Source organism: Streptomyces sp. CNQ329 (assembly GCF_000482585.1).
In genome coordinates this window covers 17,007-43,538 of sequence record NZ_AXVU01000043.1, presented here as the reverse complement: position 1 = coordinate 43,538, position 26,532 = coordinate 17,007, and the positions used below count along the sequence as shown (strand labels likewise).

Genomic DNA, 26,532 nt, shown 5'->3' with positions numbered 1-26,532 from the left:
TTCTGGTCCGCGGGTGCCCGCTGTTCGCAGCCCGCTCACTTCATCCGGGTGGCCCACTCCCGCACCTTGGCTATCCGCTGCCGGATCTGCCCCGGAGTCGCCTCCGCGCTCGGCGGGCCGCCGCAGACGCGGCGCAGCTCGGTGTGGATCACCCCGTGCGGCTTGCCGCTCTGGTGGACGTACGCGCCGACCAGGGAGTTCAGCTCCTTGCGCAGCTCCATCAGCTCGCGGTGCGAGACCACCGGACGCCGGTCGGCGGGCAGTTCCAGCAGGTCCGCGTCCTCCGCCGGCTTCTTCCTGCTGTGCGCGATCTGGCGGGCCTGCCGCTTCTGGAGCAGCATCTGCACCTGGTCCGGTTCCAGCAGGCCGGGGATGCCGAGGTAGTCCTGCTCCTCCTCGCTGCCCGGGTGGGCCTGCATGCCGAACTCGGCGCCCTCGTAGACGACCCGGTCGAAGACCGCGTCCGACTCCAGGGCCTCGAAGGGCAGTTCGTCCTGGTCGCCGGTCTCCTCGTCCTGCTGCTTCTCCGCCTCGGCGAGTTCCTTCTCGCTCTCGGCGTACGGGTCCTCCTCGCCGTCGGGCTTCGGCTTGTCGAGGACGTGGTCGCGTTCGACCTCCATCTCGTGCGCGAAGCCGAGCAGCGCGGGGATCGTCGGCAGGAACACCGACGCCGTCTCGCCGCGCCTTCGTGACCGTACGAACCGGCCCACCGCCTGGGCGAAGAACAGCGGCGTCGAGATCGTCGTCGCGTACACCCCGACCGCCAGCCGCGGCACGTCCACGCCCTCCGACACCATCCGCACCGCGACCATCCACCGGTCGTCGGAGTCGGTGAACTCGTCGATGCGCTTCGACGCCCCGGTGTCGTCGGAGAGGACGACGGTGGCGCGGTGGCCGGTGATCTCCTTGAGGAGCTTGGCGTAGGCGCGGGCGGAGTCCTGGTCGGAGGCGATGACGAGGCCGCCCGCGTCGGGGATGCCGCGGCGGACCTCGGTCAGGCGGCGGTCGGCGGCGCTGAGGACGTTGGGCATCCAGTCGCCGCGGGGGTCGAGGGCGGTGCGCCACGCCTGGGCGGTGGCGTCCTTGGTCATCGGCTCGCCGAGACGGGCGGCGATCTCGTCGCCGGCCTTGGTGCGCCAGCGCATGTTGCCGCTGTAGGAGAGGAAGATGACGGGGCGGACGACGCCGTCGCCGAGGGCGTTGCCATAGCCGTACGTGTAGTCGGCGGAGGAGCGGCGGATGCCGTCGTTGCCCTCTTCGTAGGCGACGAAGGGGATGGGGTTGGTGTCCGAGCGGAACGGGGTGCCGGTGAGCGCGAGCCGCCGGGCGGCGGGCTCGAACGCCTCCAGGCACGCCTCGCCCCACGAGCGGGAGTCGCCGGCGTGGTGGATCTCGTCGAGGATGACCAGCGTCTTGCGCTGCTCGCAGCGGTTGCGGTGCAGCATGGGCCGTACGCCTACGCCCGCGTAGGTGACGGCGACGCCGTGGTAGTTCCTGCCGACCGGTCCCGCGCTGTACTCGGGGTCGAGGCGGATACCGATGCGTGCGGCGGCCTCGGCCCACTGGGTCTTGAGGTGCTCGGTGGGCGCGACGACGGTGATCTGCTGGACGGCATGGTGGTGCAGCAGCCAGGAGGCCAGCGTGAGCGCGAAGGTCGTCTTGCCCGCGCCGGGGGTGGCGACGGCGAGGAAGTCGCGGGGCTGGGACTGCAGATAGCGGTCCATGGCGGCTTCCTGCCACGCGCGCAGCTTGCCGGCGGTGCCCCAGGGGGCACGGCCGGGGAAGGCCGGTGAGAGGTGATGAGAGGTGGTGCTCACGGTCTCCGGGTGGGGTCGGTCGGTCGTCGTGTGGCGGTCGCTCGTCGCCAACCGCGTCAGCCTACCGCCGCCCCACGCGCCACCCGCGGCGTGCCGGACGAGAGGAGCCTCACACGAACCCGGGTCGTTTACCGCCCGTTCCGCCCGACTCAGCCCGGCGCAGGGCCCATGCGTGGCGTATGTCGCCCCCAGCCTGCGGACCGTGGCCCGGCCGGCCGGTACCGGACCGCGCCTACGGCGTCGTACGCAGCCTCCCCGCCACCGCCGCTCCGACCAGCGCCACCGCCGCCATCGGCAGCAGGACCGCCACGAACGCGCCCGGCCGGCCGTCGTCGCCCGCGCCCAGGGCGCCGTGGCCGACGGCCGCGCCGCCGAGAGCGGCGAAGATGACGCCGGCGACGGCCAGGAGGACGACGTTGGCGAGGCTGTCGGAGAGCTGGAGGGCCGCGGAGTTGGCGCCGGCCTCCTCGGGGGCGGAGAGCTTCAGGAGCAGCACGCTCGTACCGGAGATGACCATCCCCATCCCGTAGCACCCCAGGGCCCACTCGACCGGGACGATCCACACCGGCAGCGACTCCACCAGCACCAGCGGCGCGGTCGCGATCGCCGTCGTGGTCAGCAGCATGCCGATGCGGACGAGCCGCGTCCGGTACGGGTCCAGCCGGGGCCGGGCCTGGGTCCAGGAACCCAGCGCCCAGGTCCCGCCGCCGACCGCCAGACACATGCCCGCCTCGGTCACCGACAGCCCGCGCTGGGTGACCAGCATCAGCGGCACGAAGCTCTCCGCGGCGATGAACGACCCCGCCGCGATGCCGCGCATCAGCACGACGGTGGGCAGCCCGCGGGCGGCGACGTACGTACCACGCGGCAGCAGCACCCGCACCGCGGGAACCAGCAGCGCCACGCCCGCCAGTGCCGGCGGCAGCGAGACCCAGCGCAGGTCCTGCCCCGCGTACTGCAGCAGCCCGCCGCCGGCGGCGATGGCCAGCGCGAGCCGGATTCGCCGCCGGTCGAGGGCCGGCGGCGCGGCCGGGTCGACCGGGCCGCGGGCGCGGCGGCGTATCGCCGGGAGGGCGACGGCCAGCGGCACGACGACCAGCGGCGGTATGCCGAGGAACACCCAGCGCCACCCCAGGTGCTCCGTGACGCTCCCGGCCGCCAGAGGGCCCACGACGGACGGCACCACCCACGAGGCGGCGAACGCGGCGAGGATCGACGGCCGCAGCCGCTCCGGATAGGCCCGGCTCACCGTCACGTACAACGCGACGATGACGAGCCCGCCCCCGAGCCCCTGCACCGCCCGCCCGGCCACGAACGCCCACATCGCCTGCGCACTGCCGGAGATGAGCAGCCCGACGGCGAACAGCCCGATCCCGGCGCTCAGGGGGCGCAGCGGCCCGCTGCGGTCGCACCACTGGCCGGAGAAGACCATGGCGAAGAGCGCGGTGGTGTAGAACGCCGAGAAGGCGTAGGCGTAGAGCCCGATGCCGTCCAGCTCGTGCGCGGCGACGGGCATGGCGGTGCCCACGGCGGTGGCCTCGAACGCGATGAGCAGCACGACGGTGACGATCCCGATGCTGAGCGCCCGGTACGGCCGCCGCAGCACGCCCCCGGGGACGGCCGGAGCGCCGCCGGGGGCGACGTCGGTGTCGCGCGATTCGAGGCTGGCCATGAGCAGCAGGGTAAGGCCCGACACCGACAAGAGCCCCTGTCAAAGGTCGGTGACCCGCCGGTCCCTTGGTCCTAGGTCCACCCCTGAAGACCGGCCCCCGCCCCAGGCCCCTCGCGGGGCTCCGCCCGCCCCTTACGTCACCGGTGTGCACAGCCTGTTGCCGCCGTGTGACATCCCGCCGCCGCACATTGAGCCCCGCCCCTCCGCGGCCTACGCTCGACGGAGTACCAAGGCCGTGTGCCCGAGTGGCTCAGGGGCTCGCCTGCAAAGCGAGTTACGCGGGTTCGATTCCCGCCACGGCCTCTCCTGCGCCCGCCCTGCCCCCGGGCCTCGGTGTTCGGCGCGACCGGCCTGGCCGGCGGCGGCCGTCGGTGGACAACAGCGTTTCGCGGGCCTGGGGCGGGCGGCGGGCCGGGTGTGGGACGGCGCTACTGCACCGCCGCCGACTGCGGGCGGATCGGCAGGCGGCTCACCGGGCGGCCCGTTGCCGACCGGACCGCCGCCGCGATGGCCGCCGGGGACGTGACCACCGGGGCCGCGCTGGCGGCCTTCGCGCCGAACGGGGCCACCACGTCCCGCTCCTCGACCAGCTTCACGATCCGCACGTCGGGCGCGTCGAGCGCCGTGGGCAGCGGGTAGCCGGTGAGGTCGGGGCGGCGGACGATGCCCTTGTTCGTGCGGAGGTTCTCCATCAGCGCCGCGCCCACGCCCTGCGTGACGCCCGCCTCGATCCGGGCCGCGAGCTGCCGCGGGTTGAGGACCTTGCCGACGTCCTGGGCGACGGCCATCTCCACCACCCGCACCGAGCCCAGTTCCACGTCGACGTCCACCACGGCGCGCACCGCGCAGAACGCCATGCCCACGAACGCGTCGCCCTGGCCGTTGCCGTCCAGCGGCTCCGTCGGGTGCGGGCGGCACTGGGCCGTGGCCCACAGCTCCTTGCCCTCCAGCGCCTCCGCGACCGTCGTCGACAGCACGCCGTCATACGACGTGATCTTGCCGTCGGCGATCGTCAGCAGCTCCGCGGACATGCCGAACTTCTGCGCCAGCGGCTGGAGCAGTTGGGTACGGACCATTTTCGCGGCCCGCTCCACCGCACCGCCCGAGACCCAGGTGTGGCGCCCGTGGCAGGCGGGGCCCGCGGCGGGCTGGTCGGTGTCGACGGGCGCGGTCTGCACCTCGTCGACGCCGAGGACCTCCTGCACGATCTGCCGGGCCAGGGTGGCGAAGCCCTGGCCGGTCTCGACGGCCGCGCAGATGACGGTGGCCGCGCCGCCGCTGACGCGCACGGTCGCGGTGGCCACCTCGTCGGCGCCTTCGGCGCCCAGCATGTGCACCATGCCCAGCCCGTAGCCGACGCCCCGGCGCACGACGCCCGGCTCGCCCGCGCCCTCGGGGCCGCCGGGCATCAGGGTGTCCTCCTCGGCGGGCAGCGGCGCTTCGCGTACGGCGGTGAGCAGTTCGGCGACGGGCGCGGGGCAGGTGACGGTCTGGCCGGTGGGCAGCACGTCGCCGGTGGCCATCACGTTGCGCGCGCGCAGGTCCGCGGGGTCCATGCCGAGGGCGGCGGCGAGCTTGTCCATCTGCCCCTCGTACGCGGCGCAGACCTGCATGGCGCCCTCGCCGCGGACGTGGCCGGAGGGCGGGTTGTTCGTACGGACGACCCAGCCGTCGACGAAGGCGTGCGGGACGACGTACGGGCCGCAGGAGAACGACACCGCGGCGGCCAGCGCGTCGGCGGAGGTGTCGGCGTAGGCGCCGCCGTCCATCAGGATCTGCGCCTCGACCTTGACGAGCTTGCCGCTCGCGTCGGCGTGGTGCCGGTAGCGCAGCAGGGTGGGGTGGCGGTGGGCGTGGCCGAGGAACGACTCCTCGCGGGTGGCGAGGAGCTTCACGGGCGAGCCGGTGCGCAGCGCGAGCAGCCCGAGGGGCAACTGCATGGAGCCGTCCTCGCGGTCGCCGGTGGCGCCGGGGACGCCGGTCACGACGACCTTCACCCGGTCCGCGGCCAGGCCCAGGCAGGCGGAGACCTGGTCGCGTACGGAGTGGGGGTCGGTGGCGGCGGCGTAGATCTCCACTCCGCCGTCGGGGCGCGGCACGGCGAGGCCGGCCTCGGCGCCGATGGGCGCGGGGTCCTGGCGGCCGATGCGGTACATGCCCTCGACGACGACCTCGCCGGCGGCCTGCGGGTCGCCGAAGCGCAGGGGGATGTGCCGGATCAGGTTGCCGTCGGGGTGCAGGGGTTCGGCCTCGAAGGCGGCCTGGGGGTCGGTGACGGGGTCGAGCAGTTCGTACTCGACGGCGATGGCGGCGGCGGCGAGGCGCGCGGTGTCGGGGTGGTCGGCGGCGACGGCGGCGACGGGCTCGCCGTGGTGCCGGACGACGTCGTGCGCGAAGACGGGCCGGTCGCGTACGCCGCGGCCGTGGTCGGCGGCGTCGGGCAGGTCGCGGTGGGTGACGACGACGCGGACGCCGGGCATGGCCTCGGCGGCGGAGGTGTCGATGGAGACGATCCGCGCGTGCGCGTGCGGGGAGCGGTGCAGGGCGGCCCACAGCAGGCCCTCAGCCCACAGGTCGGCGGCGTACGGGAAGGTGCCCTCGGTCTTGGCGGCGAGGTCGGCCGCGGGGAGCGAGGCGCCGATGCCGTGCGCTTCGGGGTCGCCGGGGGGGATGGCGGCCGTGGCCGTGTGCTCCGGGGAGGAGGAGGTCACCGGGGGCCTCCCTCGTGGGGGTTCGGGGGGCGGGGCGGGGGCATGCGGACGGTGTCCTGGGCGGGGTGGGCGCCGCCTTCGCCCGGGCCCGCCTGCTGCGGGATGCGGGCGCGCTCGGCGTCGTCCTCCGTGTCGGGGGCGCGGCGGCCGGCGATGACCTCCTGTACGGCGTCGAGCACCGCGCGGTAGCCCGTGCAGCGGCAGAGGTTGCCGCTGAGCGCCTGGCGGGCCTCCAGGTCGCTCGGCGTGTGGTTGCCCTCCAGCAGGTCGTGCACAGTCATCGCCAGGCCCGGCACGCAGAACCCGCACTGCACCGCGCCCGACGCCGCCAGCGCGCGCTGGACGTCGGAGTGCACGCCCTGGTCCGCGAGCCCCTCGACCGTGCGGATCTCCGCGCCCGCGGCCGTCGCCGCCGGCACCAGGCAGGCCGCCACGAGCCGGCCGTCGACCTTCACCGAGCACGCGCCGCACTCGCCCTGCGAGCAGCCGTCCTTGGCGCCCGCGAGGCCCAGCCGCTCGCGCAGCACGTACAGCAGGGACTCCCCGATCCACGCGCCGGTCACCGGGCGGTCGGCGCCGTTGACGCGCAGCACGTACGACGCGAGGGGGTGTTCGTCCGGCGGCAGGACGCCGGCCGGGGGGGCGTCCTGCCCGGGTCCGGGAGGCGCCGCCTCCCGGGCGGCCGGGTCCGTCCCGCCGGTCGCGTCCGGATCCGGCTGCGGTACGTCCTCCGCCTCCGGCGCCGCGTGCTCGCGCGCCTCGCCGTCCGGCTGCGCGGCGCCCCCGGGGCGGTCGTGCAGCGCGTACTCGCCGGAATCCTCCGGCAGGTCGTCGGGCGCGGTCGGGATCGCCCACCCCGGTGACGTGTCGCCGTCCTGCTGCACGCGGCGCCACGCGCTGATCTGGCCCTCGGCGGGCGGTCCCTGGTGGTCGGCCGGGTGCCGGGCATGGTCCGGGGGCACCTCGCCGTACGGGCCGTCGCCGGCGTCCGCGCGCCCGGCGGTCCCGGGCCACGGGCCCGTGTCCGGTTCGTGGCCGGCGGGGTGGGCCCGGTCCGGGCTCCACGTCTGCGCGCCGCTCGGGCCCGCGTCCGCCGGTGCGCCGTACGGGTCCTGCGCGTACCCCTCGGCCCCGTCGGCTGTCGCCGCGCGCCGGCTTTCGGCCACGGCGCGCATGCCGGCCTGCCCGAAGCCGCCCGCCCCGGGCCGCCGGGCCCGGCCCTGGCCGTCGCCCGGTCCGGCCGGGTCCTGCCCGTATCCGTACGGGTCGCCCTGCCCGTACCCCTCCGGAGCGACGGGCGGCTCGGGAGCCGTCTGCCCGCTCAGCCCCTCCGGGATCTGGAACTGCCCGGTCTGCCCCGGGTCCGTCGCCGGAACCGCTATCGGCGGCGGTACGTACCCGTGCCCCGGCGCGGCGAGCGGCGCGCCCGCGTCCGCCTCGGGGAACGCCTCCGGCGGCAACTGCACGAACGCCGTGGCGTCCGGGTCGCCGTCCGCGCCCTGCGGCATCGGCTGCCAGCCCCCGGTGCCGTACTGCGGCTGGTCTGGGTCCATGTTCTCCCGGCTCACGACAGCGCCCTCCCCAGTGCCCGGCGCGCCAGCGCCGCCACCGTACGCCGCAGGTGCAGCGCCGCGGCCGGCAGCCGCGGCGGCTCCGCGCCCTCCGCGCCGGGCGGCGGGTCGGGGATGCACGCGGCGGCGACGTACTCGCCGAAGGCGGCCAGCGCCTCCGGGGGCAGTCCGCGGTGACCGTCCCAGTCCATGAGCCCGGCGACCCACTGCTCGGCCTCCATCGGGCGCAGCGGCGCGGGCGCCACCGCGCCGACGGCGCAGCGCACCGAGCGCCGCGCCGGGTCGAGCACCAGCGCGACCGAGGCGATCGCACGCCCCGGCCCGGTGCGCCCCGTGGCCTTGAGGAACACCTGCGGCGCGTGCAGCAGCGGCGCCCGTACGTACGCGACCAGTTCGCCGGTGCGCAGCATCTCCACGCCCGCGAGGAGATGGCTGACCGGGATCTCGCGGTGCCCGCCGGCGGGCTCGGCGATCAGCACGGTGGCGTCGAGCGCGGCGAGCACCGGCAGCGCGTCGCCGGTGCGGTCGGCGGAGGCGATGTTGCCGCCGAGCGTGCCCGCGTTGCGCACCTGGGGCGGGCCGGCGGCGCGTGCCGCGGCGGCGAGCGCCGGGATGAGTGCGGCGAAGTCGGGCCGGCCGATGCGCGCGTGGGTCAGGCCGCTGCCGAGGAGGGCGGCGCCGTCCTGGTAGTGCCAGCCGCGCAGCTCGCTGATCCGGCCGAGGCCGACGAGCGCGGAGGGGCGCAGCAGGCCCGCGTTGACGGCCGCCATGAGGTCGGTCCCGCCGGCGACGGGCACGGCGGCGGGCATGGCGACGAGCGCCGCGACCGCTTCGTCGAGCGTGTCCGGCAGCACCACCGTCTGCGCGGCCTGCGGTGGATGAGTGGTCAACCCGGCTGCCCCTTCCGCAGTGTCCCCCAGGAGTTCCGGCCGTTCCGCCGTACGGTACGGGCTCCCGGCCGCAACGTGGCAACTCTGGCACATCCGTCACGGTCCGGGGCCGCCTCCGGCGGCGCGGAAGAACACGAGCGTACCCCCCTCGGCGTCCAACTCGCGGGCCCGGATTGGGACCTGGTCGGCACCGAGTGGGGATTGTCACTCTTAGGGGAGGCTTGTACGACTTCCGGGGCAGCCGTCCGCCTCACACGATCGGGGGCGGCCCTTCGATCGGGCGTCCGAGGATTCCCGGCCGCCGCTGCCACGGCCGCGGACCGCCGGGCGGCCGGTAGTCGACGCCGAGGGCGTCGAGCCGCGCGTAGTGCTCCTCCATGCGGGCCGAGAAGCCGGCGAAGTCCCGTTCCGCGGAGGGCGGCAGGGCGGACCAGGCGACCTCGGCGAAGGCGGCAAGGCGCGGGTAGACCTGGTAGTCGAAGCGCTGCGGGCTCTCCAGGACCTCGCTCCAGACGTTGGCCTGGGTGCCGATGACGTGCGCGGCGGCCTCGCCGTCGAGGTGCGGCGGCACGGGCTCGAAGCGGTAGAAATCCTCCAGTGTACGCACCTGGGCGATCGGCACCGGCTCGTCCGGGGCGCCCGATTCACGGTAGTTGAGGTACACCTGCTGCTCCGGGCACATGACCACGTCGTGGCCGGCCCGGGCCGCGGCGATGCCGCCGGCGTAGCCGCGCCAGGAGGAGACGGTGGCGCCGTCGGCGAGGCCGCCTTCGAGGATTTCGTCCCAGCCGATGAGGCGCCGGCCCCGCTCGGCGAGCCAGCGGTCGAAGTGCCGGATGAACCACGACTGCAGCTCGTCCTCGTCGGCCAGGCCGAGTTCGCGGATACGGGCCTGGGCGGCGGGCGACGCCTTCCACTGGTCTTTGGGGCACTCGTCGCCGCCGACGTGCACGAAGGTGGACGGGAAGAGGTCGAGTACCTCCTCGAAGACGCCCTCGTAGAAGCGCAGTACCTCCTCGGTGGGCGCGAGGACGTTCTCCGAGACGCCCCAGTCGTCCCAGACGCCGAGCGAGGAGGTGTCGACGACGTCGGTGTTGCCGAGCCAGGGGTAGGCGTGGATGGCGGCCTGCGAGTGGCCGGGAACGTCGATCTCCGGGACGACGGTGATGTGCCGGGCGGCGGCGTACGCGACGATCTCGCGGAGGTCGTCCTGGGTGTAGAAGCCGCCGTGGGGGCGCTCGTCCCAGATGTCGGAGGCGCGGTGGCCGACCTTGGTGCGCGGACGCCAGGAGGCGTCCTCGGTGAGCTTGGGATGGCGCTTGATCTCGATGCGCCAGCCCTGGTCGTCGGTGAGGTGGAAGTGCAGCACGTTGAGCTTGTGCGCGGCCATCAGGTCGATGTGGCGCAGCACCTCGCGCTTGGGGAGGAAGTGCCGGCTGACGTCGAGCATGAAGCCGCGCCAGCCGAACCGCGGGGCGTCCTCGACACGGCAGTGCGGCAGCTCCCAGGCGTGCTCGCCGAGGGGTGCGGTGCGGTACGCCCGGGGGCCGAGGAGCTGGCGCAGGGTCTGCGCGCCCCAGAACAGCCCGGCGGGGCCGCCGCCGGTGAGGCGGACGCCGCCGGGGCCGACCTCCAGCCGGTACGCCTCGGCGCCGGCCGCGCCCGCGGGGCCGCCGGCGAGGGTGAGCGCGGGGTCGACGTCGAGGCGGATGACGTCGGCCGCGTCCGCGGCGGCCGGCTCACCGGCGGCCGGGCCCGCCGGGGCGAGCGGCAGCCCGGTGGCCGCGCCGAGCTGGGCGCGCAGCCACCGGGCGACGCCGTCGGCCCCGTCGCCTGCGGCGAGGACGGTGCCCTGGCCCAGGGCGAAGGTCGCGGTGTCGCCGGTGCGAGCGGCGCTGCGGGGCGCGGGGATGAGATCCATGACCTCATCCTGCCCCAGGAAGGCGTTTTGGACTAGACCATTCCGGCCGCGGCCCGGGAGTCCGGGGGCCGCGGCCGGGGTGCGGCTACTTCTTGCCGCCGTCCTTGCCGCCGCCGGCGCCCATGGACTCGTAGATTTCCTTGCACATGGGGCAGACGGGGTACTTCTTCGGATCACGCCCCGGGACCCAGACCTTGCCGCACAGCGCCACGACGGGCGTGCCGTCGAGAGCGCTGGCCATGATCTTGTCCTTCTGGACGTAGTGGGCGAAGCGCTCGTGGTCGCCGTCGCCGTGCGACACCTCCGGCGTCGGTTCGACGAGGGTGCCGGTGCCGGTTCCGCGTTCGGGCTCGGGGAGAGGAGTGCTCATGGTGGCCAAGGGTACCGACGGCAGCGCGGATCAGTTCAGGCTCGGGTCGTCCGGATATGTCGCGACCATGGCCAGCTCGCTGCGCTGCCGCCGCAGCACCGCCCGCCACAGGCCCTCCGGCGCGGGCGAGGACACGTCCCCGGGCTCGGACTCCACGACGTACCAGGCGCCGTCGTCCAGCTCCTCCTCCAACTGCCCGGGGCCCCACCCCGCGTACCCCGCGAAGATGCGCAGGGTGCCCAGCTCCGCCGCCAGCAGTTCGGGCGGCGCGTCGAGGTCGACCAGGCCGATGGCGCCGTGCACCCGGCGCCAGCCGAGCGGCCCTTCGCCGCCGGGCGCGCCGGCTTGGTCGCCGGGGACCACCGCGAGCCCGAGCGCGGAGTCGAGGGAGACCGGGCCGCCCTGGAAGACCACGCCGGGATCGCCGGCGAGGTCGGCCCAGTCCCGCAGCACGTCACCGACGCCGACGGGGGTCGGGCGGTTGAGCACGACCCCGAGCGACCCCTCCTCGTCGTGGTCGAGCAGGAGCACCACGGTCCGGGTGAAGTTCGGATCGGTCAGGGCCGGCGTCGCGACCAGCAACCGGCCCGTGAGGGATGACACCTCCGTCATGCGGACATGATCCCCCAGTTACGGGCGCGTGGGGAGCGGGCGGCCGAGGAATACGGCAAAGCGCGCACTCGCGTACGGCACCCCGCGGCCCCGGGCGGTCCCGTGCGCCTCTCCAGGCCCACGCGGTGCTCACGGAGCACCCACCGGGCGCACACCCCGCGCCGGCGCCGGCGCCCGCTCCCGCCCTACCCCGGCGCCCGCCCCTGCGCTCCCGCCTCCCCCGCGCCCGGCGCCCGGCTCCGGCGGGCACGCCGGGCGCCCCGGGCACCCCGGGCACGCGGCTCCGCTCACCCTGCGCACCCGCGTGCCGTACGCAGAGTCCCCCGGCGTCCCCTCTCCGCTTCTGTAGCGAATTCATGACGTTCCCTGCCCCGCTGGGGCCAGGGGGAGGGGGGTGGAAGGGGCATTAGCATTTCTGTCTGTCCCAGCCCGTCTCCAGGATCGCGAGCCTCATGACAGCTCCTGACAGCGCCGATGTCCTACTCGTCCACGGCGGTACGCCCCTCAGGGGTGAGATCAACGTCCGCGGGGCCAAGAACCTCGTGCCCAAGGCGATGGTGGCCGCGCTGCTCGGCAGTTCCCCCAGCCGGCTGCGCAACGTCCCGGACATCCGCGACGTGCGGGTGGTGCGCGGCCTGCTGCAGCTCCACGGCGTGACCGTGGGCCCCGGCGAGGAGCCGGGCGAGCTGGTGCTCGACCCGACGCACGTCGAAAGCGCACACGTCGCCGACATCGACGCGCACGCGGGCTCCTCGCGGATCCCGATCCTCTTCTGCGGCCCGCTGCTGCACCGCCTCGGCCACGCCTTCATCCCGGGCCTCGGCGGCTGCGACATCGGCGGCCGGCCCATCGACTTCCACTTCGACGTGCTGCGCCAGTTCGGCGCCCGGATCGACAAGCGCGCCGACGGGCAGTACCTGGAGGCGCCGCAGCGGCTGCGCGGCACGAAGATCCGGCTGCCCTACCCGTCGGTGGGGGCCACCGAGCAGGTGCTGCTGACTGCCGTGCTGGCCGAAGGCCTCACCGAGCTGTCCAACGCGGCCGTCGAGCCGGAGATCGAGGACCTCATCTGCGTGCTGCAGAAGATGGGCGCGATCATCGCGATGGACACCGACAGGACCATCCGCATCACCGGCGTCGACAAGCTCGGCGGCTACACCCACCGCGCCCTGCCGGACCGGCTGGAGGCCGCCTCCTGGGCGTCCGCGGCGCTGGCGACCGAGGGCGACATCTTCGTACGCGGCGCGCAGCAGCGCTCGATGATGACGTTCCTCAACACCTTCCGGAAGGTCGGCGGCGCCTTCGACATCGGCGACGAGGGCATCCGCTTCTGGCACCCCGGCGGCCCGCTGAACGCCATCGCGCTGGAGACCGACGTCCACCCCGGCTTCCAGACCGACTGGCAGCAGCCCCTGGTCGTCGCCCTCACCCAGGCATCAGGGCTGTCGATCGTGCACGAGACGGTGTACGAGTCCCGCCTCGGCTTCACCTCCGCGCTCAACCAGATGGGCGCGCACATCCAGCTCTACCGGGAGTGCCTGGGCGGCACCCCCTGCCGGTTCGGGCAGCACAACTTCCTGCACTCCGCGGTCGTCTCGGGACCGACGAAGCTTCAGGGCGCCGACCTGGTCATCCCGGACCTGCGCGGCGGCTTCTCGTACCTCATCGCCGCCCTGGCGGCGCAGGGCACGTCGCGGGTGCACGGCATCGACCTGATCAACCGCGGCTACGAGAACTTCCTGCAGAAGCTCGCGGACCTCGGCGCCCGCGCCGAGCTGCCGGACGTCCCGGCGGTCGCCGCCGCGGCCGGCTGAGCGCAGCCGCCCCGTCACCGCCGCCGGTCGAGGAGTGCGGGGCGGCCGGCACAGGCGAAGGGCGGCCGCCCCCTGCCGGGTCCGGCCGCCCTCCTCCTCGGTCTGCGGGCCCTACTTGCCCTTCGCCGCTTCCTTGAGCTTGGAGCCGGCCGTGACCTTCACGCTGTAACCAGCGGGGATCTGGATCGGCTCGCCGGTCTGCGGGTTGCGGGCGGAGCGCTCCTTGCGGTGGGTGCGCTCGAAGGTCAGGAAGCCGGGGATAGTGATCCTCTCGTCGCCCTTGCTGACGACCTCCCCGGCGACCTCGGCGAGGGCGGCCACCACGGCGTCGGCGTCCTTACGGGTCACCTCGGCGCGCTCTGCGATCGCGGCCACCAGCTCACTGCGGTTCATATCTGTCTCCCGTGTTTTCTTGCCATTGAGGCGTGAGATCAAAGCCGATGCTGCCAGGACCCGCTGACAGTCCCCGAAACCGGGTCCCATGACAGCGCCTCGCGCCCGACTACGCATCCTGCCCTCACCTGCGGCGGAAACGCCAATCCGGCGCCCTGGCGCGTCGTCCGCCGCAGCCCGTCCATCCGCACACTTATGACGTACGCGCGGCCCGAAAGCCAGCCGACGCGCCGGGGCCGGGCCCGTTCCCACGCGGCGTACAGGGCCGGTCACACCCCGGTGGTGGGGGGCGCCGTCACCCCCGCGGCGTGGGCGGCGTCGCGGACGGCGTCGGCGACCGTGGGGGCCACCCGGTCGTTGAAGACGCTCGGGATGATGTAGTTCGGATTCAGCTCGTCGTCCTGAACGACGTCGGCGATGGCCCGGGCCGCGGCGATCATCATCTCGGAGTTGACGGTCCGCGAGTGCGCGTCGAGCAGGCCGCGGAAGACCCCCGGGAAGACGAGCACGTTGTTGATCTGGTTCGGGAAGTCGCTGCGCCCGGTGGCCACGACGGCGGCGTGCGCGCGGGCGGCGGCCGGGTCGACCTCGGGGTCGGGGTTGGCCAGCGCGAAGACGATCGCGTCGGACGCCATGGCGGCGACGTCGTGGCCGTCGATGACGTCGGGGGCGGAGACGCCGATGAAGACGTCCGCGCCGCGCACGGCGTCCTTGAGCGTGCCGGTGAGGCCGTCGCGGTTGGTGTTCTCGGCGATCCAGCGCAGCGCGCTGCCGGGCGGGGCGTCCACCAGGTCGGCGCGGCCGGAGTGGACGACGCCGTTGATGTCGGCGACGACGGCGTGTTCGGCACCGGCGTCGATCAGGAGCTTGAGGATCGCCGTGCCGGCGGCGCCGGCCCCGGACATCACCACGCGCACGTCGCGCAGTTCCTTGCCGACCACCCGCAGGGCGTTGGTGAGCGCCGCGAGCACGACGATGGCGGTGCCGTGCTGGTCGTCGTGGAAGACCGGGATGTCCAGCGCCTCGCGCAGCCGCGCTTCGATCTCGAAGCAGCGGGGCGCGGAGATGTCCTCCAGGTTGATGCCGGCGAAGCCGGGGGCGATGGCCTTGACGATCTCCACGATGGCGTCGGTGTCCTGGGTGTCCAGGCACAGCGGCCAGGCGTCGATGCCGGCGAAGCGCTTGAACAGCGCCGCCTTGCCCTCCATCACCGGCAGCGCGGCCTTGGGGCCGATGCTGCCCAGGCCCAGGACGGCGGAGCCGTCGGTGACGACCGCGACGCTGTTGCGCTTGATGGTCAGCCGGCGGGCGTCCTCGGGGTTCTCGGCGATCTGCATGCAGACGCGGGCGACGCCGGGGGTGTAGATCATCGACAGGTCGTCGCGGTTGCGGATCGGGTGCTTGGACTGCATCTCGATCTTGCCGCCGAGGTGCATGAGGAACGTACGGTCGGAGACCTTGCCGACGGTGACGCCCTCGATGCCGCGGAGCTTTTCGACGATGGAACGCGCGTGGTCCGTGGAGGCGGCGGCGATGGTGACGTCGATACGCAGCCGCTCGTGGCCGGAGGCGGTGACGTCGAGGCCGGTGACACTGCCGCCGGAGGACTCCACGGCGGAGGTGAGCTGGCTGACGGCGCTGCCGCCCGCGGGCACCTCCAGCCGGACCGTGTTCGAGTAGGAGACGCTTGGCGCCGTTGCCATGGCCGTGTGTTCCCTCGTGTGTGGTGAAGCCACGGGGCGCGGCACGCCCCGCTGCGGATCGGATCGATGGTCGCACCTACCGGGCGGTTTCCGGAAACGCTCCGGAAAGCGGAATCACTTTTCCACATGACGGGAGAGCAGGCAACGAACCGCCCGGGGACGGCGACGGGCCGGGTACGCGGCGCTCCGCCGCACACCCGGCCCGTCACAAGCTGGTGGCACCGACCCGCCAGCTCGCCTCGCGGCAAGTGGGCGCTCGAAGCGCCGATGGTTGGGCCCGGGGGCATGGATCGGGCCGGTGCCACTGCCAGGCTAACAAACCGTCCCCGTAAGGCCATTCCCGTCCCGGCGGCCCCGTCGCCCCGGCTCAGGGACGCAGCAGGTCGGGGACGCCCTCGGCGTCGGGGAGATCCGGCGGTGTGGCGATCACCGTCAGCCGCTGCGTCGCACGGGTGAGGGCCACGTACAGCACCCGCAGTCCCGCGGGCGACTCGTCGGCCATCTCCGCCGGCGAGAGCACCACCGTCGCGTCGTACTCCAGCCCCTTGGCCTCCAGGCTGCCCAGCACCACCACGCGCTCGCCCAGCTCGGTCAGCCGGCCGCGGGCCTCCTCGCGGCGGCCCATCGGCACCACCACGCCCACCGTGCCGTCCACGTCCGCCAGCAGCCGCCCGACCTCCGCGCGCACCGTGTCGTACGGATCCGCCCCCGCCACCGCGAACCGGGGCACCACCCCGGTCGAGCGCACCGCCTCCGGCGGCTCGGTGCCGGGCATCGCCAGCGCCAGGACCCGGGAGGCGACCTCGGCGATCTCGGCCGGGTTGCGGTAGTTGACGGTCAGGGTGAAGCGGCGCCGCGGCCGGGTCCCCAGCGCCTCCGTACGGGCGGCGGCGGCCTCCTCCGGGTCCGGCCAGGAACTCTGCGCCGGATCGCCGACGACCGTCCACGTCGCGTGCCGGCCGCGGCGGCCCACCATCCGCCACTGCATCGGCGTCAGATCCTGCGCCTCGTCGACGATGACGTGCGCGTACTCCTGCCGCTCCTCGTCCCGCCGGCGCACGGCGGGCGCGGTGCGCTCCCCGTACGTCGTCAGCTCCTCCAGGCCCGTCAACTGATCCAGCGGGTCCAGTTCGCGCTGCCGGGCAGGCCGCGCGGGCGCACCGAGGAGCACCTGCAACTCGTCCAGCAGCGCCACGTCGTGCACGGTCAGCCCGTCGCGGGCCAGCGAGCGGGCGACGCCGCGCACCTCGGCGGGGTTCAGCACACGCCGGGCGAAGCCCGCGAGCCGCCGCTCGTCGGCGAGCGTCGCGAGCACCCCGCGCGGCGTCAACTCCGGCCACCAGGCGTCGAGAAAGGCGACGAAGTCGTCCTCGGTGGCGATGTCCTCGTCGAACGCCGCCCGGGCCTCCGCGGCCAGCTCCGGGTCGTCGTAGCGGGGCCGGGCGCCGGACTTCTGCCAGAGCGCGTCCAGCAGGAACCGCCGGGCCCTGGCCCGCAGCAGGTTGACCGGCGCCGTACCGCCGAGCACCGCCTGCCGTACGCGCCGCAGGTCCCGCGCGTCCAGCTCCACCCGGGCGCCGAACGCGACCACCCGCAGCCGCTGCGGCACCTCCCCCGCCGTCAGCGCCCCGCGCGCCGCCCGGCGCAGCACCCGCACCATCCGCGCCGAGCCCTTGACCCGGGCCACCCGCGGGTCGTCGTACAGCGACGCCTCGGCGCCCTCGACCAGCGAGCCCACCGCGCGGATCGCGACCTGCCCCTCCTCGCCCAGCGACGGCAGCACGCCCTCGGTGTACGCCACGAGCAGCGGCGTCGGGCTGACCACGAGGATCCCGCCCGCGTACCGCCGCCGGTCCTGGTACAGCAGGTACGCGGCGCGGTGCAGCGCCACCGCCGTCTTGCCGGTGCCGGGGCCGCCCTCGACCTCGGTAACGGAGGCGGCGGGCGCGCGGATGACCGTGTCCTGCTCGGCCTGGATGGAGGAGACGATGTCGCGCATCGCGTGCGTACGGGCCCGGCCCAGCGCCGCCATCAGCGCGCCGTCGCCGACCACGGGCAGCGCGGCGCCGTCGAGCGTCACGGACAGCTCGGGCCGCAGCAGGTCGTCCTCGACGCCCAGCACCCGGCGGCCCTTGGAACGGATCACCCGCCGGCGCACGACCCGGCCGGGGGCGACGGGGGTGGCGCGGTAGAAGGGTGCGGCGGCGGGGGCGCGCCAGTCGATGACCAGCGGGGCGTAGTCGGCGTCGAGAACGCCGAGGCGGCCGATGTGCAGGGTCTCCTCGATCCGGGCGCGCTGCTCGCCGCCGGCTTCGTCGGTCTCCACGGCGTCGTCGGCGGGCTCGACGGAGGTGTACGCGCCGTCGGGGCCGCGGACGCCGTCCTTGCCGGGCAGGAGGTCGATGCGGCCGAAGAGGAAGTCCTCGAACTCGCTGTTCAGCCGGTTGAGGTGGACGCCGGCGCGAAAGACCTGCGCGTCGCGCTCGGCGAGCGCGCCGGGGGTGCCGACCTGGCCGCGCTTGGCGGCGTCGCTCATGAGGAACTCCGCCTCGTGGATCTTCTCCTCAAGGCGGTCGTACACGCGGTCCAGATGGTCCTGCTCTGCCTGGATCTCGCGATCCCGGACGGAGTCCGGAGCGGTGATGTGCGCGGTCACCCGCGGCCCCCTTCGTACGGACAAGGCAGCCGTTCATCTTACCTCTCACGAAGGGGTGGCCGGAGGTCAGCCCAGGTCGGCGCGGGTGTGGGGGCCAGAGCGCGGCGCGGGGGCGGGACGCCGGCCGTCAGCCGGCCTCCGCCGGGACGGTCACCAGCCGGTCGCCCTCCGACGTGACCACCTCGAAGTGGTCGATGTCGTTCGGCGACATGCTCGTGCCCCCGGACGTCCGCAGGCGCTTCCCGTCGCCTTGGCCGCCGCCGCCCGCGTTCCCGCCGGTCCCCGCGCCGTAGCCGGCCGCCGGGACCCCCCAGCTCGTCACCGTCTCGTGCGAGCCGTCCTTGCCCACGGCCTGAAGGTCGCAGCGGCGCGGGCCCGTGACCCCGCGCAGGTCGAGGTCCACGCTCGTCCCCCAGGTCACCGAGCGCATGCCGATCCTGGCCTCCACGCCCGTCTCCGGGTTCACGGCCCTGACCTCCTGCCCCGACACGTCCGCGCGCTGCTCCCCCGCCGGCTCGTCGCCGGCGAGCACCACCGCCGTCACCACCGGCGCCGCGACCGCCACCACGGCCGCGGCCGCCACCGCGACGACCAGCCTCCGGCGCACCTGCCGCTGCCGGGTCCGTACCGCCGTCAGCTCCGTCAGCAGCCGGTCGAGCCCGCCCGGCGGCGGATCCTCCGGCGGCGGCACGTCGGCCAGCATGTCGGCGACCGGCACCAGCTCCGCCAGCGCGTCGGCGCACCGCGTGCACCCGGCGAGGTGCTCCTCGAACCGCTCCGCCTCGTCCCGTTCCAGCGCGCCGATCGCGTACGCACCGACGTCCGGATGCCGTTGCTCGGTCACGGCACCACTCCCCGTTCTTCCAGGGACAACCGCAGCGAGCGCAGTGCGTAGAACACCCGTGAGCGCACCGTCCCCGCAGGTACGCCCAGCACCTCGGCCGCCTCGTTCGCGGTGCGCCCCTTGAAATACGTCTCCACCAGCGCGGCCCGGTGGGCGGGCGTCAGGTCGTCGAGCGCGTCGGAGATCGTCATCAGCCGCAGCACCCGGTCGGTGTCGTCGGCGGCCGGGACGCTCTCCAGCGGCGCGGCGTCCGTCTCGCGCGGGCGGGCCTGTCTGCTGCGGTGCCCGTCGATCACTATCCGGCGGGCCACGGTGACGAGCCAGGGCCGTACGGAGCCGTCGGCGCCGGCCAGTTCGTCGGCGTGCCGCCAGGCACGCAGCAGCGTCTCCTGGACGACGTCCTCCGCCCGGTGCCGGTCGCCTGCGACGAGGCGCAGCACGAAACCGAACAGCGGGCCCGCGTGCTCGCGGTAGAGGACGCGCATCAACTCCTCGTCGGGAGTCGGCTCCGAGCGCTGCGCTGCCACCACGGCATCGTCCCGCATCCCTCACCTCCGGGTCGAGGAGTACGGGAATCCTGGCCGAAGCGTTCACCATAGGCGGCCTGATCCGTGCCGTGCGGGGCCCGCCGCGCGCCGCGACCGGCCGCCGCTCCCCTCCCGGAGGGCCTAGCTCTCGCCGTACTTGTCGTCCGCGGGCGGGTCCAGGGAGAGCCGGTAGCCGCGCTTGACGACGGTCTGGATGAGCTTCGGCACCCCCAGCGCCGTACGCAGCCGGGTCATCGCCGTCTCCACCGCGTGCTCGTCGCTGCCCGCGCCCGGGAGCGCGCGCAGCAGCTCGGCGCGGGAGACGACCCAGCCCGGCCGGTGGGCCAGGGCGCGCAGCAGCGACATGCCGGCGGGCGGCACGGGGCGCAGCACGCCGTCGATGATCACGGCGTGGCCGCGGATCTCCACGCGGTGGCCGGCGACCGGCAGCGTCCGTACCCGGCCGGGGAGTTCCAGGGCGACGAGCTGGACGAGCGGGCCCAGGCGGTAGCGCTCGGGCTGGGCGGTCGGCACGTCGTGCCGCTCCAGCGGCAGCGCGGTGAGCGGCCCGACGCAGGCGGGCAGCACGTCGTGGCGCAGGGCGTCGAGGACCTCGTCGCGGCAGTGCCGGGCCGCCGCCCGGTCCAGGAAGCTCGCCGCGGCGGGGGCGGAGGTGAACGTCACCGCGTCCACACCGCGGACGACGACCGCCTCCAGCAGCCGGTCCAGCGGCGCCGGGTCCTCCGGCGGCATCCAGCGGTAGACCGGTACGACGATGACGTCCGCGCCCGCGGCCCGTAGCGACTCGACGAACCCCGGCAGCGGCTCGCCGTGCTGCTGCAGCACCACCCGCCGGCCCTCGGCCCCCTCGGCGAGCAGCCGCTCCAGCACCTCGGCCATCGACTCCGACGCCGGCGACCACGACTCGGTCAGCCCCGCCGCCCGGATCGCGCCGCGCACCTTCGGCCCGCGCGCCAGCAGTTCGACGCCGGACAGCTTGTCGAGCAGCGCGTCGCCGAGGCCCCAGCCGCCGGCTGCCTCGACCCAGCCGCGAAAGCCGATGGCGGTGGTGGCGACGACGACGTCCGGTGGATCGCCGATGAGCCCTTTGGTGGTGTGGAGCAGCTCGTCGTCGTCGTGCAGGGGCACGATCCGCAGCGCGGGGGCGCGGTGCACGATCGCGCCGCGCCGCGCCAGCAGGGTGCTCAGCTCGTCCGCGCGGCGGGCGGCCGTGACGCCGACGGAGAAGCCCTCCAGGGGTTTGACCTCGGTGGGTACGGTCATGGTTCGCTGCTCCCCGGTCGGTGCCCGTTCGTGCCGTGCCATGGTGTTCTGCTCATACCCCCGCGTACGCGGGCTGCCGCGGTTCCGGGCCGTCCGTCCCGTCGGCGAGCACCGCGGGGGTGCGCGGCCCGCGCAGGTACACGGCCCAGGTCACCACGAAGCACACAGCGTAGAAGACGAGGAAGGCCGCACAGGCGGCCGTGCCGTTGCCGTTGGCGAGAAAGGACTGCCGGAACGCGAGGTTGATGCCGAGGCCGCCGAGCGCCCCGACCGCGCCGATGAGCCCGATCGCGGCACCGGACAGCCTCCTCGCGTACGCGTTCGCCTGCTCGCCGCGCAGCCCCATGGCCACGGCCTTGGCCTGGTAGATGCCGGGGATCATCTTGTACGTGGAGCCGTTGCCGAGCCCGGAGAAGAGGAACAGCGCGACGAATCCCACGAGATACACGGGCAGCGACTCGCGTACGGAGGCGAAGACGACGACGGCCGTCGCGCCGGCCATCGCGGCGAAGTTCCACAGCGTGATCCGCGCCCCGCCGTACCGGTCGGCCAGCCATCCGCCGACCGGGCGGATCACCGAGCCGAGCAGCGGCCCGATGAACGTGACGGCCGCGGCCTGGAGCGGGGTGCGGTCGAACTGGGTCTGCAGCACCAGCCCGAAGGCGAAGCTGTAGCCGATGAACGAGCCGAAGGTGCCCACGTAGAGGAACGACATGATCCACGTGTGCGCGTCCCTGACCGACTCCTTCGCCGCCCCGGTGTCGTTCCGTACCGGCGCCAGATTGTCCATCCGCGCCCACGCGAGTGCGGCGGCGATCACGATCAGCGGCATGTACACCGCCAGCAGCACCCGCGGCCGGCCGTCCCCGGCGAGGGCGATGACGAGCAGCGCGGCGAGCTGGATGACGGGCACGCCGATGTTGCCGCCGCCGGCGTTGAGTCCGAGGGCCCAGCCCTTGCGGTGCAGCGGGAAGAAGGCGTTGATGTTCGTCATCGACGAGGCGAAGTTGCCGCCGCCGACTCCGGCGAGCGCGGCGACCAGCAAGAAAGTGCCATACGACGTCCCCGGCTCCATCACGGCGAACGCGGCGGCGGTCGGCAGCAGGAGCATCGCCGCGCTGAACACCGTCCAGTTGCGCCCGCCGAAGCGTGCGACGGCGAAGGTGTACGGCACCCGCACGCAGGCGCCGACGAGGGTGGCGACCGAGACGAGGAAGAACTTCCCGGCGGCGTCGATGCCGTACTCGTCGCCCATGAAGAGGACGAGCACGGAGAAGAGTGTCCAGATGGAGAAGCCGATGTGCTCGGAGAAGACGGAGTAGAGGAGGTTGCGGTTGGCGGTCTTCTCGCCCTTCTCCGCCCAGAACACCTCGTCCTCGGGATCCCACTCCTCGATCCAGCGCTTCCCCCTGCGCGCGGTCTGTCCGGAGCCGGTCATCGCAGCCGTCCCTGCCCTTCGTCGGCGGGCCGCCGCCCCGCGGGCGGCGGCGGATCTGGTTCAGGGTGACCGTAGGGACGGCGGGTTTCCACCCCGTGTTGACAGGTGACGCGGGCGCAACCTTGCCCTCACGGGAGAGGGTCTTGACAGGTGAGGATCCGGCGTTCCCGGCTGCGGAACCGTAGCGGTTCGGGTGCGGGGCGGGGCAGTTCGCCGGGTTCACGCGGACGTAACAAAGGGCGCGACGGCGGTGACGGCAGCCCGGTCACGGCGCGGCCCCGGCGGCCGTCGCGGGCGCGGACCCGGCGGCCGGGAGGCGGTGGACCGGGCGGGGGAGGCGAGGGGACGGCGGAAGGCCACCGAACCTCCCCCACATGCCGTCAACCTCCCCTGTAAAACCTGTTGTTGCAGTGTTGTTGCGCTCTGTGCTGAAGAGACGGAAGAAAACTCGGTACGCTCCCGCTTGACTTCGGGGTCGGCGGGATCTGAACCGCCGTGAACAGGGGGATGATCACGATGGCGAGTGCACCGTCGGCCGGGCTTTTCCGGCCGCTGGAGGAGAGCGACCCGGCCGTGGTCGGCGGTTACCGACTCGCCGCCGTACTCGGCACGGGCGGGATGGGCAAGGTGTACCTCTCCTACACGCCCGGCGGCCGGCCCATCGCGATCAAGGTGATCCGGCCCGAGTTCAGTGAGGACCCCGAGTTCCGGCGGCGCTTCCAGCGGGAGGTCCAGGCCGCACAGCGGGTGCAGGGCCTCTACACCGCGCCGGTCATCGACTCCGACACCGAGGGCGCGCAGCCCTGGCTGGCCACCGCGTACGTGCCGGGCCCCTCGCTCGCGCACGCGGTGGCCCAGCACGGCGCGCTGCCGCTGCGCAGTGTGCTGCTGCTGTCCGTCGGGGTCGCCGAAGCCCTGCACGTCATCCACGGCGCCGGCATCGTCCACCGCGACCTCAAGCCGGCGAACGTGCTGCTCGCCTCCGACGGCCCCCGCGTGATCGACTTCGGTATCGCCCGCGCCGCGGAGACCACCGCGCTCACCGGTACCGGAGTGAGCGTCGGCACCCCCGCGTTCATGGCGCCCGAACAGGCGTCGACCGGTGCCATCGGCCCCGCCACCGACATCTTCGCCCTCGGCCAGATCGCGGCCTACGCGGCGATCGGGTCGCCCGCCTACGGCGAAGGGGCCTCGCACGCGGTGCTCTACCGGATCGTGCACGAGGACCCCGACCTCAGCCGGGTGCCCGCGGAGCTGCTGCCCCTGGTGACCCGCTGTCTGACCCGCGACGCCGACAGCCGGCCGAGTCTGACCGAGGTCATCGAGCTGTGCCACGAGATCTCCCCGGAACCGCTGCGTCAGGGCGAGGACTGGCTGCCGCAGACGGTCGCCGGGTCGATCACCGAGCGGATGCAGCTTCCCGAACCGGCGAAGACCCCGCCGCCGCAGCCGACCGTCGCGCCGACGCCGACGGAGTACGCGCCGCAGCAGCCGGCACCGGCCACACCGCCCCCGTACGCGCCCGCCGGACCCACCCCCGCCGCCGCCGCGCCGACGCAGACCGCACCCGGGGTTCCCGGACCGGTGCCGCCGCCCGGCCGCCCCGTGCACCCCGGTCCCCGGCCCGGCTACCCCACCCCGCCGCCGACCGGCCACACTCCCTACGCGCCCCCGCAGCAGCCCAGGAAGAAGCGGACGGGGCTGATCGTCGCCGCGTCGGTCGTGGGGGCGATCGTGGTCCTCGCGGTCATCGGCGCCCTGCTGCCGAAGGATTCCGACAAGGACGACGCGAGCAAGTCCCCCGGCACCAGCACCGGGAGAAAGGCCGGCGACGACGGGGGCAAGGACGCGGCCGAGAACCCGCCCGCGGGGACGGAGGAGGAGCAGCGGCCCGATCCGAAGCCGGTCTCGTACGAGGGCATCGACGTGACGCAGAACTACGCCGTGATGCTCGCCGACGATCCCCCGCGGCCGCAGGAGGGGGACGTGCTCTACGACGGCCACGACCTGTACTACTACGTCGACACCCTCTTCTCGGACACCTGGATCGGCTCCGACAACGGGAAGTTCGTCCTGCTCAACAACGCGCAGGAGGGCTCCCTGGAGACCTGTCGCACGGAGACCCGCTTCACCGAGAAGATCATGCTCGACCAGATCAGCGTGGGATCGCAGTTCTGCGTGCTCAGCGACGCGGGCCACATCGCGGTGGCGACGTACCGCGGCAAGGGCGAGTCGGGCGACGCGACGTACGTGACCTTCGACCTGACGATCTGGCGCAACGCGGAGGAACCCGTCACGGAATGAGGGTGCGCCGCCCTCCGGCCCTCGGCGCTGTCAGACGGGGATGATCTGCCCGTTCTCGATCCGGAAGTTCTCGGCCGGCGAGCAGCCGATCGAGGGCGTGATCAGCAGGCTGACGGCGACCGGAGCGGGCTCCGTGCCGGCGGTGGAGAACTGGCACACCGCGTGGCGGCCGGTCAGCGGGAACCAGAACCAGGCGTCCGCCTCGCCGACCAGGGCACGGTCCGACTCTCTCCACGCACCGTCCCGGAAGGTGAAGACCTGGAGGCGCACGGATGCCGCGTTCGGATCGGTCTGCGACCTCAGCGCGGTGAGGGTGTACCTGAAGTCCCTGTCCAGGACCGACGTGGCGATCCGCCGGCGCTCCGCCGCCTGCGGCTCGGCCGGCGGTTCCTTCCCCTGGCCGGCCGTCCGGCCGGTCTGCTCGTCCGCCGTGGGCGGGGCCGGCGGGCCACCGGTGGTCGCGCCGACCGTGACGGTGGCGGCCGCGGCGGTGGCCAGGGCGACGCCCCAGCTGATGAGGGTGCGGGAATTCCTGATCACGATCTCTCCTGGGGTGGTGAGGGGTGCGGGTCACGCAGGCGCGTGCCGCGGCTACTTGCCGGGGAGGGGCGAAGGCAGGGGCAGCGGTTCCCCGGACGGAACGCGGTCGTCCCCGGTCCCGTGATGCCGGCCGTCGAGAACGTCGAAGGTGAGTTTCCAGGTCGACGGCGTCAGCACCCGCTGAGTCACCTGGCCGCGCGCCTGACGGAATTCTCCGGTGCCGCCGGTGATCGCGTTGACGACCGGCGCCGGTGCCGGAATTCCGGCTTGCTCGCCCTGCACGGTGAGCTGTCCTTCCGGCAGCACCGCGGTCGACGCGCATTGCCCCGCGTTGCGTACGGCGTCGGTGATGACGCAGAACCCGCCGAAGCGGCCGACGGAGCGTTCTTCCTGCCCGTCGGCCGACACCAGATCCCCGCTGAAGAGGAACTGGTCGCCGACGGTGCGGCCCGTCCCGCCCAGGTCCAGCTCTTCCCCGACCCGTAGCCGGGCCTCGAAGCTCAGGGTGCGGCCTGTCGACGGGGAGCCGTCATGCGGGCGGGTCGCCGCATGCGCGGACGTCTCCGTCGGTCCGGCGTCGGCCGACGCCGTACCGTGGACAGCGAGCCCGGCGGAGCCGCCGAGAACCGCAACGGCGAGGAATGCAACATGCCGGCGAGCGAAGCGCATACGTGCCTCCGTGTGGGTGAAAGCCCGCGGAATTACCGGGAGAGTTCGGCACGTTCGTTCCGGCGGTGACGAATGTCCTCCGATGACAGAACGGGCCTTCCGTCTGGCCGAAACGCTAATAGAGGCGATGGCGACGTGCTCTCCCGAGGGCCGGGCGTAGGACCATTGGGGTGCATTCCCCGGGGGACGACGTGCCTCCGCCCCGGCGGCGAACGCCGCTCCCCCGGGGCGGCGGTCACTCATTCCCGACGCGCAGGCGCTTCGAACGGGCCCTTCGCACGCGCAGAAGACGGTCGGCACCGGGCAGCCAGGCGCCTTCCGGGTGGTGCAGCCAGTCGTGCTCGCGGGCCAGCTCCCGCGCCGCCGTGCGCAGGGCGCGCAGACCCGGGTGGGTCAGGCCACGGCGCCAGGCCAGCCTGACCGGGGAGAGCGGGACCGGTCCGGTCAGCGGGCGGAGCGTCATCGCGGGGATGTCCGCGAACTCCGTCGTCGCCAGTACCGACCAGCCGTGTTTGTGGACGAGCCGGACGAACTCCGCCTCGCCGTCGATCTCCGGGAACGGTGCCGCGAGGCGGATGCCGTGGGATGTCAGGCCGATCGCCCTTTTCGCCACGGCCATGGTGTCCGCCGCCGCGCGACCCTCTCGCCGGACGAGTCTTTTCCGAACGCCTGCGGCGCATCGCTCCGGATTCGGCTGCGCTCCGCGCAACGCCCCACCACAACCCGTTCCCGGGTAGCCCAACTCCCCCCGAGTATCAGGGAATTGGATACGGGCATTCCCAAAGGGGCATTTACG

Annotated in this window: 19 protein-coding genes, 1 tRNA gene and 1 pseudogene; 3 read left to right on the top strand and 18 right to left on the bottom strand. The window is 73.9% G+C overall.

Annotated elements, in window-relative coordinates:
- Positions 1–35: 35 nt before the first annotated feature.
- Both I003_RS0124235 and I003_RS0124230 read right to left on the bottom strand, forming a co-directional pair.
- A complete protein-coding gene (locus tag I003_RS0124235) occupies positions 36–1,868 on the bottom strand; it encodes a DEAD/DEAH box helicase (protein ID WP_051368431.1) in 1,833 nt (610 codons plus the stop codon).
- A 181-nt stretch (positions 1,869–2,049) separates the two neighbouring features.
- Complete coding sequence (locus I003_RS0124230; protein WP_027773883.1) at positions 2,050–3,489, bottom strand: MFS transporter; 1,440 nt, start codon at positions 3,487–3,489, stop codon at positions 2,050–2,052.
- Between the two features lie 231 nt (positions 3,490–3,720).
- Between I003_RS0124230 and I003_RS0124225 the strand changes: the two genes are divergently transcribed.
- Positions 3,721–3,792: transfer RNA gene (locus I003_RS0124225), tRNA-Cys, on the top strand.
- 125 nt (positions 3,793–3,917) lie between these two features.
- Here I003_RS0124225 and I003_RS0124220 read toward each other — a convergent pair.
- From I003_RS0124220 to I003_RS0124195, 6 genes are all read right to left on the bottom strand, one after another.
- On the bottom strand, positions 3,918–6,200 hold the full coding sequence (locus I003_RS0124220; protein WP_027773882.1) for a xanthine dehydrogenase family protein: 2,283 nt from the start codon (positions 6,198–6,200) through the stop codon (positions 3,918–3,920).
- Positions 6,197–7,753 carry a (2Fe-2S)-binding protein gene (locus I003_RS0124215; protein ID WP_486584359.1) on the bottom strand — a complete coding sequence of 519 codons (1,557 nt, stop codon included), beginning with the start codon at positions 7,751–7,753 and terminating at the stop codon, positions 6,197–6,199. Before I003_RS0124215 ends, I003_RS0124220 begins: the two co-directional genes overlap by 4 nt.
- Positions 7,754–7,764: 11 nt before the next feature.
- Positions 7,765–8,661, bottom strand: coding sequence for an FAD binding domain-containing protein (locus I003_RS0124210; RefSeq protein ID WP_027773880.1), 897 nt, complete (start codon positions 8,659–8,661; stop codon positions 7,765–7,767).
- Between the two features lie 250 nt (positions 8,662–8,911).
- A complete protein-coding gene (locus I003_RS0124205) occupies positions 8,912–10,582 on the bottom strand; it encodes a beta-N-acetylhexosaminidase (RefSeq protein ID WP_027773879.1) in 1,671 nt (556 codons plus the stop codon).
- A gap of 85 nt (positions 10,583–10,667) precedes the next feature.
- The gene (locus I003_RS0124200; RefSeq protein WP_027773878.1) at positions 10,668–10,952 is read right to left on the bottom strand and encodes a DUF3039 domain-containing protein; all 285 of its coding nucleotides are present in this window, start codon (positions 10,950–10,952) and stop codon (positions 10,668–10,670) included.
- A 30-nt stretch (positions 10,953–10,982) separates the two neighbouring features.
- Entirely contained in the window at positions 10,983–11,564 is a 582-nt protein-coding gene (locus I003_RS0124195; protein ID WP_027773877.1) for a YqgE/AlgH family protein, read from the bottom strand.
- Between the two features lie 452 nt (positions 11,565–12,016).
- Here I003_RS0124195 and murA point away from each other — a divergent pair, with 452 nt between their 5' ends.
- Complete coding sequence (murA, locus tag I003_RS0124190) at positions 12,017–13,378, top strand: UDP-N-acetylglucosamine 1-carboxyvinyltransferase (protein ID WP_027773876.1); 1,362 nt, start codon at positions 12,017–12,019, stop codon at positions 13,376–13,378.
- 111 nt (positions 13,379–13,489) lie between these two features.
- Here the strand turns inward: murA and I003_RS0124185 are convergent, their stop codons facing one another.
- The 7 genes from I003_RS0124185 to I003_RS0124155 all read right to left on the bottom strand — a co-directional run bounded on the left by I003_RS0124185 (position 13,490) and on the right by I003_RS0124155 (position 22,223).
- Positions 13,490–13,771, bottom strand: a complete 282-nt coding sequence (locus I003_RS0124185) for an HU family DNA-binding protein (protein ID WP_027773875.1) — start codon at positions 13,769–13,771, stop codon at positions 13,490–13,492.
- Between the two features lie 269 nt (positions 13,772–14,040).
- On the bottom strand, positions 14,041–15,474 hold the full coding sequence (locus I003_RS0124180) for an NAD-dependent malic enzyme (RefSeq protein ID WP_027773874.1): 1,434 nt from the start codon (positions 15,472–15,474) through the stop codon (positions 14,041–14,043).
- A gap of 367 nt (positions 15,475–15,841) precedes the next feature.
- Entirely contained in the window at positions 15,842–18,130 is a 2,289-nt protein-coding gene (locus tag I003_RS0124175; protein ID WP_027773873.1) for a UvrD-helicase domain-containing protein, read from the bottom strand.
- Positions 18,131–18,257: 127 nt separating this feature from the next.
- A complete protein-coding gene (locus I003_RS0124170; RefSeq protein WP_027773872.1) occupies positions 18,258–18,974 on the bottom strand; it encodes a zf-HC2 domain-containing protein in 717 nt (238 codons plus the stop codon).
- Positions 18,971–19,519 carry a sigma-70 family RNA polymerase sigma factor gene (locus I003_RS0124165; protein WP_027773871.1) on the bottom strand — a complete coding sequence of 183 codons (549 nt, stop codon included), beginning with the start codon at positions 19,517–19,519 and terminating at the stop codon, positions 18,971–18,973. The genes I003_RS0124170 and I003_RS0124165 overlap by 4 nt, the downstream gene beginning before the upstream one ends.
- A gap of 123 nt (positions 19,520–19,642) precedes the next feature.
- Entirely contained in the window at positions 19,643–20,785 is a 1,143-nt protein-coding gene (locus I003_RS0124160) for a uroporphyrinogen-III synthase (protein WP_027773870.1), read from the bottom strand.
- A 52-nt stretch (positions 20,786–20,837) separates the two neighbouring features.
- Positions 20,838–22,223: an MFS transporter gene (locus I003_RS0124155; RefSeq protein ID WP_027773869.1), complete on the bottom strand. Its 1,386-nt coding sequence runs from the start codon at positions 22,221–22,223 to the stop codon at positions 20,838–20,840.
- Positions 22,224–22,730: 507 nt separating this feature from the next.
- On the opposite strand from I003_RS0124155, the gene I003_RS0124150 reads away from it, so the two are divergent.
- Positions 22,731–24,527: a serine/threonine-protein kinase gene (locus I003_RS0124150; protein WP_037721583.1), complete on the top strand. Its 1,797-nt coding sequence runs from the start codon at positions 22,731–22,733 to the stop codon at positions 24,525–24,527.
- Positions 24,528–24,557: 30 nt separating this feature from the next.
- Here I003_RS0124150 and I003_RS0124145 read toward each other — a convergent pair whose 3' ends face one another.
- From I003_RS0124145 to I003_RS0124135, 3 genes and pseudogenes are all read right to left on the bottom strand, one after another.
- Positions 24,558–25,067 carry a hypothetical protein gene (locus I003_RS0124145; protein WP_027773867.1) on the bottom strand — a complete coding sequence of 170 codons (510 nt, stop codon included), beginning with the start codon at positions 25,065–25,067 and terminating at the stop codon, positions 24,558–24,560.
- Between the two features lie 51 nt (positions 25,068–25,118).
- A complete protein-coding gene (locus I003_RS0124140; protein ID WP_027773866.1) occupies positions 25,119–25,736 on the bottom strand; it encodes an allene oxide cyclase barrel-like domain-containing protein in 618 nt (205 codons plus the stop codon).
- A gap of 235 nt (positions 25,737–25,971) precedes the next feature.
- Positions 25,972–26,412 (bottom strand): annotated as a pseudogene (locus tag I003_RS0124135) (hypothetical protein); the annotation flags it as partial.
- Positions 26,413–26,532 lie beyond the last annotated feature (120 nt).